Here is a 12,420-nt window from a genome sequence, read left to right on the forward strand (position 1 = left end):
AAGTTGAAGCGGACAATCTTAGGAATTTCGCTCACCTTGTTGACCGCCTGCGAATACTTAGGACCCAACCTGCGGGAAAAACTTCCGCTCACCAGCGTCGTGGCGCCCACCCCCCCACCGCCCGAAGAACCCGCCGCGGCCTTGCCCGAGGAAAAGCCTAAATCGGCCCTAGAAAAACCGGAGATCTACCGGGGCAGCCGTGCTTTTATCCGCCCGACCGCCGCAAGGCGAGCTTCGGATCAGCCCGGAAAATACACCCTAAATTTCGACGACGCCGATTTGGGCGAAGTGACCAAGGTCATCTTGGGCGACATCCTCAAAGTCAACTATACCTTAAGCCCCAAGGCCGCAGGCAAAATCACCCTCAAGACCACCCGCCCCCTGCGCCAGGACGAGGTCTTGCCGGCGCTGGAAATGGTGCTCAAGATGAACGGCCTCGCGTTGACGCGCAAGGGCGGCTTTTACTGGGTCGGGCCGGTGGAGGAAGCCGCCACCTCCGCTCCCCTCGGGCTCTCTAGCCAAATCCTGCCCGAGGGGTTTCAGATCCGCATCTTCCCCTTGCGCTACGTAGGCGTAGAATCCATGCAAAAGGTCTTAGAACCTCTGCTTCCTCCCAAGGCGATCCTCTACACCGACCCGACGCGGAACCTGTTGGTGGTAGCCGGCACCGCCGCCGAACTTACCCCCGTCGAAGAGGCCGTGCGGGCTTTCGACGTGAATTTTCTGCAAGGCATGTCGGTGGGACTGTTTCCGCTCCACAACGTGGATCCGGAAACCTTGGTACAGGAACTGGAGAGCTTGCTGGACGAGAAAGCTTCAGGCAAAGCCGTGGCCCCGGTCAAGGTCTTGCCGATCCAGCGCCTCAATGCGCTGATGGTGATTAGCGCTCAGCCGGACTATCTGGAGATGGCCCAAACCTGGATCGCCCGGCTGGACCGTTCGGCTCCCGAGGCCGGGGCCGGCAACTTCCACGTCTATCGGGCCCAGAACGTGGATGCGGCGAAACTGGCCGACACCTTAAACCAAATCTTCACCGGCGCCGCCCCTACCCCGCGCGCCGCGATCGCCCCGGGGCTCAAGTCCACATCCCTCACCGGCGCGGCCTTGAGCGCGAGCACGAGCCTAGGTCAAAGCGCTCCAACCGGCCAAAACAACCCAACCCCTTCCCCGACCACGCCAAGGCGTTCGCCTTCGGCCTCCGGCAGCGACCAGATCCGGATCATCGCCGACGACACCAACAACGCCCTGATCATCTACGCCGATCAGGAAAACTACCGCGCCATCGAGCGGGTGATCAAGCAGCTCGACGTCTTGCCGCTGCAGGTGCTGATCGAGGCCTCGATCCTCGAGGTTAGCCTAGAAGACAAGCTCGAATACGGCCTAGAGTGGTTCATCCGTAACAAGCTTCCCCAGGAGAATAGCCAGTTAGGATTGAAATCCCAAGGTATTGATTTGGCAGGGTTGGCCAAAAATCTATTCTTGAACAACCTGCCGGCCGGATTTACTTACTCTTTTTTGAGCCACAGTCAAAACATCCAAATTCTGCTCAAAGCCCTAGCGACGGATAAAAAAATCAACGTTCTATCTTCCCCCTCGCTCATGGTGCTCAACAATCATGAGGCGACCATCTTGGTGGGCGATCAGATTTCCCTACGTACCGGCTCGTTTGTCAACACGGCAACCCAGTCCAGCGTGCAAGAGACTTTCCAGCAGCGCGATACCGGCGTGCAGTTGGTTTTAAAACCCAGGGTCAACACCGGCGGTCTGGTGATCATGGAATTGGAGCAGCGCGTTGACGATGTGGACCAGACCACGGTGATCAATCAGAACCCTGTCATCCGTCAACGGCAGATTAAAAGCACGGTGGCGGTCAAAGACGGAGACACCCTGGTGTTGGGCGGACTGATTAAGGACAACCGGGACCGCTCGCGATCAGGCCTGCCTTTGCTCTCCCGTATCCCGATTCTTGGAGCCTTGTTCACCAGCAGCGCGCAGAAAGCCCTAACCCGCACCGAACTTGTGGTCCTGATCACCCCGCGGGTGGTCGCAAACCGCCAAGACGCTTACCAAATCACCCACGAATACAAACAGAGGCTTAGAGAAATTTACGAGCTGCCAAAAGTCGACGGCCAACCCAAAGCAGAAATCCGCCGGCAAGAGCCAGCAAGATCCGCTTTTAACCGCTGACACCCCGAAGCGAACGGCCGTTCGCCCCTACTTGGGTCAAAACCTCAAGATAATCCACCTTGCCGCTCCCTAACAGCGGCAAGGCGGCCACCGCGACTACGCGCTCTGGCAGCCACAATTCCGGCACTCCCGCGCTGCGCGCGGCGTAGCGCAAATCCTCAAGCTCAGCCCCAGGGCATTCGGAGACCAACACCACCGCCTCCCCCTTGCGCGCGTCGGGCAAGGCGACGGCGGCGTGGCGGTAACCCGGCCAGACCTGCGCGGCCAGCTTCTCGATCCCATCGAGCGGCACCATCTCGCCGGCGACTTTGGCAAAGCGCTTCACGCGGCCTACGATGGTCACGAATCCTTCCGCGTCCACGGCGACCACGTCGCCGGTGTCGTACCAGCCTTCGCCAAAACAGGAGGCAGGCGGCACCAACTCGCCCGGACGCTCCGGCAAATAATAGCCGAGCATGACGTTGGGCCCTTTGACGTGCAGACGACCGCCGGCGGCAAGGCCCGGAACCGGCTCCAGCCGCCACTCAATCCCGGGCAGAAACCTGCCCACGGTGCCGACCCGGCAATGCATGGGGGTGTTGACCGCCAGCACCGGGCTGGTCTCGGTGGCGCCGTAACCTTCCAGGATCCGGATCCCAAACCGCTCCATCCACAGCCGGCGCACGTCGTCTTGCAGCTTTTCCGCCCCGGCGAAGACGTAGCGCACGCTGTAAAAATCGTACGGATGCGCGGCTCGACCGTAGCCGGCCAGAAAGGTGTTGGTGCCGAACAGCACCGTGGCGTTGAGTTCGTAAGCCAGCTCCGGCACGACCTTGTAATGCAAGGGATTGGGGTAAAGGAAGGTGTACATGCCGGAGATCAAAGGCAAGATCAGACCGGCGCTCAAGCCGAACACGTGAAACAGCGGCAAGACGTTGAGGATCACGTCGCGCGCGCAAAAATCCACCACCGCCCCGAGCTGGGCGCAGTTGCTTAAGAGGTTGCGGTGGGACAAAAGCACCGCCTTGGGTGACCCTTCCGAGCCGGAGGTAAACAGCATCAGCGCCGGCGCCTGGCTGGCGCCAGGATCGGGCCGATACCACCAGGAAGCGGTCAGCGCGCCCAGCCAGGCTTTAAGCTTGGCAAAACCGCCGAGCCGTGCGGCCCAGTCTTCCAGATAATGCACGCGGACCCCTTGCTCGGCCAACGCGGCAAGAGCCGCCTCCAGCTTGGCCGCGGCGATGAATTTGCGCGAGGTGATTAAGGTTTGAACTCTTCCGCTCGCGCACGCTCCCAAAAGCCCCTTGACCCCGCTGGTGTAATTGAGCATCGCCGGCAGTCTCCCGGCTATTTGCGCGCCAAGCAGCAAGGCGACGGTGCTCGCCGCGCTGGGTAGAAGCAGCCCCACCGCCGCCCCCGGGGCGGTATAGGCGTTTATTTTTTCCGCCAAGAGCAGGGCGCGCGTGAGCAACCCAAGATAAGTCCAAGGCCGCCGCTCAAGATCCTCCAAAATCCGCTTGTTCCGTCCGTGGAGGCGGCTGGCGTCGAGCACGGCGGCAAACAAAGTCTTGTCGACCGAGGTTGTGGCAAGCAGCATCTCGGCCATCAAATCCGCCAGCTTCGCGCCGGCCTGTTTGCGCCGCTCGGCCCCTGTCACCTCGGGCGGTGGGCAAATATCGCGAGGCGGCAGCACATACAGGGAAATTTTTGGGAACAGGCGCCTGCGGACGCGCCCTTTCAGGCGCGAGAACGGCGTAAATTGCGCCCCGTCGATGCGCACCGGCAGCACTTTCGCCCCGGCCCGGTCGGCGACCATGCCGGTGCCATCGTAGATCTTCATCAACGTCCCGGTGACGGTGATCCGGCCTTCGGGGAAGATAACGGTAGGATGACCTGCGCGCAGATGCTGCACGATCTCCTTCAAGGCTCCCGATTGCTGAGGGTCCAGTGGGAAAACCCGCGCGCATTTGAGGAACGGACGCACCCACGCGCGCCTGGCGATGTGGGTATTGATGGCGAAGGTCAAAGGACCGGGCAGGAACGCCCACAACAGCACCGGATCGAGGAAGGATAAGTGATTGGCGACGATCAACAGACGGCCCGTGGCCGGATAATGCTCCAGACCATGGACCTTAACCCGATACAACAGGCGCAACAGCCCGCGCACAAGGCGTTTGAGCATGGCGATCAGGCAAGCCATATCGTCAGTCGATTCTGGCCGTTGTGGAGATTGGCCTTAAGCTTCGCGCCCTCCACCGCCGCCCCCCCGAGCCGGTAAGGGTTAGGGCAGCGATTAAAGGGCAGATCGCTCCCATTGAGGCAAATCGCACGCGGGCCAAACCCAAGCTTGTCCCTATGATAGACGACTTCCACCGGATACCCAAAAAGCTCTAGCTCGATGCGCATTCCGTCTAAGACCTTAGGCAAAACCGGATCGATTACAAGCTGCGATCGTTCTATCTTGAGTCCCAAAAGGTGCCAGATCACCAAGCGCAAAAACACCCCCGGGCCGCTCGAGTAGACGCGCCAGCCGCCCTCTAAGGGCACCTTTCCGGCTTTGAGGCAGGCGTATTCGGCTTCGGCCTGATAGCGGTCGGCAAAGGCGGCGTCGGAGCTGGTGAAATAACAGTTGGCCTGGCGCGGGGCGGCCTGCGGCACGCGCGCACGAAGCCCTATGGGATTGGCCTGAGCTAGCGCCTGCCAGAACTCTTCGGCCTCGCCCAGCAAGGCGAGCGCCTCGGCGTAGCGCAAGTGGGCGTGGGTGTACATCAGGCCGATCTCGCGCCCGAAGAAGGCGCAGGTCTCAGCGCGCTCGAACAGCCGCTTTGTCCCGCCGCGGTAGGAAAGCGGCTTGTCGGCCAGGCGCGCCCCGTCCGGTCCCAAAAGGTGGCGGCGGATGAGGGCTAAGTGATGACTGGCCTGGGCGGGGGTAAAAAGCCCTGCCAGGATCGCCTGGACCATAGACACCAAGCGGAACGCGACGCCGGTGGCGCGGTCGCGCGGGTGCATCAGGTACTCAAGGTCTTGCCCTCGAAACCGCACCAGACCCGCCAACACCCCGTCGGCGATCAGGTACTTTTGAAAATCGGCCCCTACCTGGGCCGCCTGGGCTTGGAGCGGCTCGGCCCGATCGCTCTGGCCCAGACGATGCAGCCCTTCCGCCAGAACGGTCAGGCTTTGATAATGCAAGGCCGCGGTGAAGCTGCTGACCAGTTCGTCGGCCAGATCAGGATGGGCCGGCTCCAGCGAATCGTCCCAGTCGCCCAGACCGTAACGAGTCAGGTGCGTGCCCGCAACGGTCTGGGACTGGATCCACGCCAAGGCGCGTTCGACGTGGCGCCAAAGCGGGGCAGATTCAGCCTGGGCTGGATCTGGATGGTAAAACGGCACAGGCTCTTCCAAGAAAGCGGCGTCCTCGGCGGCTAAGAAATAGCGCCCCAGCGCCAACAGCGGCCAGAATACGATGTCGCCGTGGGCATCGAGGGCGCGGAGGTTGCGGTCGCGAGGGAAAAAGGAAAACCACTGCGGCCAGCTGCCGTCCGGGTTCTGGTTAGCAAACACCACGCGCAAAATTTCCCGCACCGGCGCCAAGCACCCCAGAGCGAGCAGCCATTCCACCGGTCCTTGGGTCACGTCGCGTGTTCCCCAACCGCCGCCGGTGTATTGCTCCAGCCCCCGCGGGCTCAAGTAATGGATGCGGGCGTTGTGCGCAAACCAAGGCAGGATCTCCAGCAGCGCCGCCAGGGGTTCGGGTTTAGGCCAAGCCGGCCGCAGGCAAAGCCAAGCTTTTTCAACGCGTGGGGGCGCAGGCGGCACCAGCCGACCGGAAATCTTCAGTTCCAGCGAGGCGCTGCGGGCGAGCAGGCACAGATACGGCAAACCGCGCGAGCGGCCGTCGGCAAACAACAACTCATCGCCGCCGATGCGTTCAAACTGCGTGCCCGGCGCAAAGTCGAGCGCAAAGCCGCCGTGCGGAAACCGCTGCGCGAGTTCGGACCCGGGCGGCGGTTTGAGCCAGAGCCCAGTCGGCGTTCGGGCAAAACAAACCGGGCTTGGAGTATCCCCGTCGTCGCCGCCCAGGGCCAGGTGCAATACGATCAAAACTCGGCAGGGTGGGCCTGCAAGAAATTTGAGCGCAAACGTCAACGCCTCTTCGCGCGCCGCGCTTACGATTTCGATCAGACCGAAGGCGTGGCGGTAAAGCCAGACGGCCCGCTGCGGGCGCACCGCCCAAGCCGAAGGCACCTCGAGCAACCGCCACCCCCGGCTTTGCTCGACGAACACCCGCATCCCGCGGGCGCGGAGAAAACCCAAAAGCCCGCGCGCGGTGGAAAGGAGCAGGTTGCGCGCCACGTACCCTTGGCTGAGCTGGGAATGGAAAATCCCTGCCATCCACACCGTGGAAGTCAGCGCCGCCTCGTCCGGCAGCCAAGCGCTGCCGCTGCGCAAAAGATGGCCGTGAGGGCGAAGCACGTCAAGCTCCTTGGCCTTGAGGACCACGTGGCTGTCCTGCCCGGTAAAAAAGGACCAAAGCCGCCCTTGCTTCTCGCGTTCGAGCTGGCGCCAGGGAGGCGCAAACTTGGCTGCCAGCTCGGCCTCGCCAAGGTTTAAGCTTGCTAGCGCCGGCGCGACGGCAAACAAGCTGCAAGCCAGCTCTTCCTCGCCTGCCGCCTCGATCGGCGAGGGCCTCAAGGCCAGGGTGCGGTCGGCAAACTCCAGATCGGCCAAGGAGGAGGCTTGCGGATGATCGGGCTGAAACCCGCCGAAAAATCCCAGTACCCCCTTCTCTCCCGGCGCCAGGGTGAGCGGCGCGCTTTGCAGCGCCACCACGCTGTGCTCGTGTTGCCGGCGCGTGCCGGAGAGCCCGCGCGCTATCCCGACCGGCGGCTGGCCCGCCCGTAGCGATAAACCGAAAACCTCCAGCGCATCGGTGGCAAAGCTTACCGCTTGGGTGAGCGAGCCGATCAGACACCAAGGATGACGCCCGTCCTGAAGAAGATTCTGGCGCGTGGCGATCGCCCAACCCAGGCGCGGATGCCATAAGGGGGTATGATCCAGATAATGGCTTAGGAAATACTCGTTAATACGTACCAACTCGTAGCGCGCCAGCCCCAGATCCTGAACGTAGATGAGATCCAGAGTGCACGGGGCCGCTTCCTGGTTTTCCAGCACGAGCTGCCAGAACCACACCGGATCCGACTCTGCCAGAACCAAACTCAAGCAGAAACGGACCCTAAGCCCCTCGCCCGCCCACCACACCGCGCGCCCGTCGCCGCCTAGCCGAACCGTGCGGTGGTTCGGGGCCAAAAGCGGCAGCCAGCGGATCTTTTCCCCGTGGCGGCGCAGATAAAGATTCGTCGTCCCTGCCTCGACCGCGCTTCCCAGCCACAGGTTGACGAGCAGATCGCCAAATTTCAAACAGCGCAAAGCGCCCGAAGGGCACACTTCCACGCTCAAGCCGCTTGGACTGTGCAGCCGTTTCATATCCTTAGCCGAATCGTTTGCGGCACGCGCTTTAAGCGAACGGTGCGACCGGCGGCGGTCCAGCCCTCTCCGGCCGCCTCCTGCACCCGCCGCGGCAGCTCGACCACCACTCCCGCCGGCGGGAGGTCGATCTCTCCTCCCACGCGCAGACGCAACGTCTTACCCTCCCGCTCCAAGGCAAAACAGAGTTTGCCGTAGCGGGTAGGCAAGCCCTTCACGCCCACTTCCCCCTGGCGCAGCCACTCCCAGGGAATGCCGGCCGCCAGGACCAGGGTATCTTCCCGCTCGTAGGCAAACAAGCTCAAGACCGCCAAGATATATTCGGCGCCCACCCAAGAATGCGGCAAATCGCCCAGGAAGCACGGCGCTTCCCGGTCGCGCCAGGCGATCTCCGGCCACTGGTTCCAAGCCCAAGGGCGGCGGTCGGCCAAAAGCGCTTTTAGCCTGGCCTGCGCCTCCTCGCGCCGGCCTAAACGCACCAAGGCCTGCACGATGCGGACTTCGTACGGGCTGTAATTGAGGCGCTGACCGTTCAATCCTTGAAGATAGCGCGCGAAAGTGCGCTTTAGCCTTAAACGGGGCAGGCAATCCTCCACCCCTAAGGCGCAGGCGATAGCGATGGCGCTCGGGTCGAAATCGCCCAATTCCACCGAGCCTGGGACGTACTCCAGCCCCAAGCGGGAACAGACCGCCTCGACCGCGTCCCGGATGTTCTGCTTAAATTCCACGGCCTGCGCCTCTAGGCGGGCGGCCTGCGCCGGATCGCCCAAAGCTTGGGCCAGCCAGGCCGCATCGCGCAAGCCCCTAAGCGCCCATAAGTCATCCCAAAAGGCGTGTACCGGCTGGGCCATGTAGCCCTCGTGGCTCATCGATTCAGGCAAAAGGCCAAAATAGGCGCGCAGGTCGGGCCTTCGGTATTCCGCGGTCAGCCGTTGGGCGCGCAAATTTTCAAGACACGCCAGGGTCTTTTCCACCCTGGGCCACTGCCCCCGCACCCAATCGGCATCGCCCGTCAAGCGCCAATATTCGGCCACCCCGTGGAGGAACTGGCCGTAAGCGTCAAACTCGGGCAGCCATTCGGGGCCGTCCTCGTCCACGCAGTCGGGAAGGGAGCCGTCTTCGGCCTGAAAGCCGCCGTACCAAGTCAGAAAATCGCGCAGTGGCTGCGGCATCCCAAGCCGGGCCAAGGCGATCCCCATGCCTACCCCATCGCGGATCCAGGCGCGTCGATAGCGGCGCGGACCGGGGCGAAGGGCGACTCCTGCGCGGTTGACGAAAATATGGGCGGCGCAGGTCTTAAGGCAAGAGAGCATCTCTTGCGCTGCCTGAGGGAGTTCAAATTCCGGCAGCGCAAGGGCGGTTTGCCAGGCTTGAACCGCCGCCGGATAATCCGGCGCAGGAAACGTCGCCATCCTTCCCGCCGCCAGCCAAATCTCCTTAGGGCTTGCCGGATCCAGATTGAGATCGAAGCGCAAGGCGCCCGAGGCCAAGCCGGACGGATCGTCCACGCTCTCGGCCAAAGGCAGCTCCCCCGCGCTTAAGTACTGCGCGATCGGTCCTTGGGAAAAAGCCGCCGCGCCAAATCCAGAAGCCGGCGTCAGCGCAAGCACCCGACGCGTGCCGTTGATCAAGACCTGCCCCAAGCTCCATTTCAGGCTGTAAATCGCAAAGACCCCGGAACCCGCCACCTTCTGCCAGTAAGGAACGACCTGAAACGGCAAGATGGCGACGAACAAGCGGGCCAAAAGCGGTTTGGCGCTGCTTAGGACAAAGCGAAGATACACGCCCGCCCCGGCAGGGTCTAAAAACGCCGTGATGGTCAGAACCAAGCCCGCAAGCTCCCACTTCACCCACGGCAAAGGTAGGCCGCCTTGTTCCAGGCCCTGGGTCAGGACCGCCTCGCGCCAGGTGCACAAGCGCCCGTCGAGGTACAAAAACGGCTGCAGGGAAAAACCTCCCTCCCCGACCTCGACCAGGCCCTCCTCGTTGAGCAACGCGACCGGACCGCTGTGCGGTGTGCCGGTCGGCGTCCAATAGCTCTGCCGGCCCAGCCAGTACTTGGGGTACCAGCCAACCGGAGACTCCTTGGCGACGGCGGCGACAAAGCTCTCGAGCGAGCGGGAAAACTCGGGCGGTTTGACCTCCATCCAACGGATGCCAAACCCTTGGCCTGTGCCGGCAAGCAAGCGCAGCTTAAGATAGCGGGCGCGGGCTTGAAGAGAGACGTAACTGCGCCGAGCGCCTCCTTGGCGCGTGGCATAGGCGCATTCCCACGCCTTGCCATCCAAAGAGAGCTGCACTTCAAAAGCCAGGGCCTCCCTCCCCGGCTCCCAGGCAATCGCCAGCCCCCCTAAGGTGCGGCTTTGGCCAAAATCGATTAGCAGCCACTGCGGTTCGCCAAGGCCGCTGCGCCAGCCTGGCGTGTTGGCCGCCAAAACCTGAGAAGCTTCGTATCCAGCCAAGGCGCTGGAGGCCGAAACTTTAGGAACGCCGCGATAGGTCTCATCGCGCAGGCGCAAACCCAAAATTTCCATCCAGCCCTTGCCGGGAGCCGTGGGAGTCAAGGCGAACTCCAAGGCGCTTATCCGCTGCGGGGTGCCTTCGCCTTGCGGGCCCCAGGCAAATTCGAGCTGCCTGCTTTCGACCTTAAGCTCCTGAAAATCCTCAGGAAAAGCGAACTCCTCAAGGCAATAGCGCCAGACGTTCTGATCGCTTGCATCGACCAGTTTAAATTCCAAGCCGCAAGGCTTTCCCCAACCGCGAACTAGGAAGCTGAACGCATAGCTCGGCGGAAGCGCAAGCGCCGTCCTTTGGCGGGCGACGACAAAGCCGTAGCGGCGGTGAAATTCAAATTCGAGGCGCAACGCGCGGCCGCGCGGGGTATCTTGAGCCTTTAAGGCGACGTGAGCGCGGACCGAAGAGTGCGCGCTCCAGGCGTAAAGGTCTTTAAAGTCGTCTAAAAGTTCAGCTTCCACTTCGACCGACCTCGTGTCTTGAGCGTTCGCCCGCAGTCACCTGCCACGTGCCGTCGGCTTTGAGCACGAGTACCCGATCATAATCCTTGAGATCCATGGCCGTCTTCTCCTCGAACACGACGTAGGAAACCGCACGCTCGCAAAAGAGCGCAAGGAGGCATTTCACCTTGTTGGGGTCCAAGGCGCTGCTCGGGCGGTCGAGAAAAATAAACCGCGGCGCGCCAAGCAGCGCCCGAGCCACGGCCAACAATTGCTGCTCGGCCAATCCAAGAACACTCCAGTCCTGCTCGGCGTCCAGACCAAAGCGTTGGAGCACGTGCTCAATCTCAAGGCGTTTGGCCAGATCCAAGATTTGCACGTCAGAAAGCTGCGTTCCGGGGCAGCCGCACAGCAACGCCTGGCGCAGCGTTCCTGGCGGCAGATACGGACGCTCGGGGAGAAACGCTAAGTGCTTGAGATTTGGCCTGAGAATGCGCCCTTCTCCTGCCTCCCACACCCCGGCGGTCGCTCTCAGCAAAGCCGCGCGCGCGCTCGGATCCCCGGTCACCAGCAAGGTCTGGCCGTAAGGCAGATTAAGGTCCAAAGCCGCAATCAGCGTGCGCCCGCTGCGCGGCGAACGCAGGGTCAGACGCTCGTAAGCGAGCCGGGTTGGATCTTCCACCCCCTGGATTGACGGCGCTTTGGCTCGTTCTTCGGCAGCCACCAAAGCGTCGGCCAGGGCGTCGAGGCGCGCGATCACCGCCGCGAACGAGGAGATCGACTGAAACTGGGTGACGATCAGCGAGAACGCGCCCATTAAGGTCATAAACGCCATCGCCGCCTGAGTGACCACGCCAAACTCCGCTTCGCCGCGAAAGTACAAAGGCGCCACGACCAGGATCGGCAGAATCTGGATCAGCCAGTTATAGCCGGTGGTGAAGAAGTTCAGCCTAAGGTTGACCTGGATGATCTTGTGGAAATTCTTGACCACTTCGGCGAGGCGCTCGAACAGCCTGTCTCTGAGCGGGCATTCCTGCCCGAGCAGCGCGATCGGCTCGGCATTTTCTCTAAGGTGGATGAGGGTAGCGCGGAAATCGGCTTCCTTGTCGAGCTGGTCGTAGTTCAATCGAATCAGCGGCCGTCCAAGGTAAATCGTCAGATACGAGCCTAAAGCGGCATAGAGCACAGCCACCCCGAACAACCAAGGGCTGATCTCCAACAGCACCCCTGAGAAAGCCAGGACGGTAAAGCCGCTGTTGATGAGGATGAGCACAAACGACAGCGTGGTGACGGTAAAAGTCTTGATGTCGTCGGCGATCCGCTGATCGGGATTAGGCACCTCACCGCTCATCGCCAGGCGGTAAAAACTCCGGTGGGCGAGATAGCGATCCAGGCTCAGCTGCGTAAGCCACTGCCGCCACAACAGCCCCAGGGTTTCCTCCAGGTAACGCGCGACCACCGCGACCACGGTGAGCGCCGCAAACACCAAAAGATACAGCCCGGTCTGAACCAGCATCCGGTCAAGGTCGCGGCCGGCCACCGCGGTCATAAAATCGCGGCCGACGTAGCTGCCCACCACGTTCAGGGCGTTGAAGCTCAAAATCAAAACCACCAGCCACCCAAATCGCCACAACGCCGTCTGCCCCACCTTAGGATCGCTCGTAAACATACGCACGATCCGCACGAAGCGGTCTAAAACTTGGCGATCAAAAGCAATGCGTTGTTGTTCTGGTTTCATCGCCTATTACTCTATAAGCAACCCAAGAAGCTAATTTTACTTGTTAGCAAGGATGAACATCTCTCCAAATGCTGCTTT

General features: G+C 62.0%; 5 protein-coding genes. 1 reads left to right on the forward strand and 4 read right to left on the reverse strand.

Going from position 1 to position 12,420, the window contains the following annotated elements; genetic code table 11:
* Positions 1 to 3 precede the first annotated feature (3 nt).
* Complete coding sequence (gspD, locus tag ACYQ3M_RS00380) at positions 4 to 2,187, forward strand: type II secretion system secretin GspD (RefSeq protein ID WP_460034062.1); 2,184 nt, start codon at positions 4 to 6, stop codon at positions 2,185 to 2,187.
* Here the strand turns inward: gspD and ACYQ3M_RS00385 are convergent.
* The 4 genes from ACYQ3M_RS00385 to ACYQ3M_RS00400 are packed head-to-tail and all read right to left on the reverse strand — an operon-like array spanning position 2,177 to position 12,342.
* On the reverse strand, positions 2,177 to 4,366 hold the full coding sequence (locus ACYQ3M_RS00385; RefSeq protein ID WP_460034063.1) for an AMP-binding protein: 2,190 nt from the start codon (positions 4,364 to 4,366) through the stop codon (positions 2,177 to 2,179). The genes gspD and ACYQ3M_RS00385 overlap by 11 nt on opposite strands.
* A complete protein-coding gene (locus ACYQ3M_RS00390) occupies positions 4,354 to 7,650 on the reverse strand; it encodes a GH36-type glycosyl hydrolase domain-containing protein (protein WP_460034064.1) in 3,297 nt (1,098 codons plus the stop codon). The genes ACYQ3M_RS00385 and ACYQ3M_RS00390 overlap by 13 nt, the downstream gene beginning before the upstream one ends.
* On the reverse strand, positions 7,647 to 10,625 hold the full coding sequence (locus ACYQ3M_RS00395) for a discoidin domain-containing protein (protein ID WP_460034065.1): 2,979 nt from the start codon (positions 10,623 to 10,625) through the stop codon (positions 7,647 to 7,649). Before ACYQ3M_RS00395 ends, ACYQ3M_RS00390 begins: the two co-directional genes overlap by 4 nt.
* Positions 10,615 to 12,342: an ABC transporter ATP-binding protein/permease gene (locus tag ACYQ3M_RS00400; RefSeq protein WP_460034066.1), complete on the reverse strand. Its 1,728-nt coding sequence runs from the start codon at positions 12,340 to 12,342 to the stop codon at positions 10,615 to 10,617. Before ACYQ3M_RS00400 ends, ACYQ3M_RS00395 begins: the two co-directional genes overlap by 11 nt.
* Between the last annotated feature and the right edge of the window lie 78 nt (positions 12,343 to 12,420).

This window comes from Methylothermus subterraneus (assembly GCF_054656915.1).

Coding starts and splice junctions, on each gene's coding strand:
- ACYQ3M_RS00390 (WP_460034064.1), bottom strand. CDS start 7,650: ATGAAACGGCTGCACAGTCCAAGCGGCTTGAGCGTGGAAGTGTGCCCT.
- ACYQ3M_RS00385 (WP_460034063.1), bottom strand. CDS start 4,366: ATGGCTTGCCTGATCGCCATGCTCAAACGCCTTGTGCGCGGGCTGTTG.
- ACYQ3M_RS00400 (WP_460034066.1), bottom strand. CDS start 12,342: ATGAAACCAGAACAACAACGCATTGCTTTTGATCGCCAAGTTTTAGAC.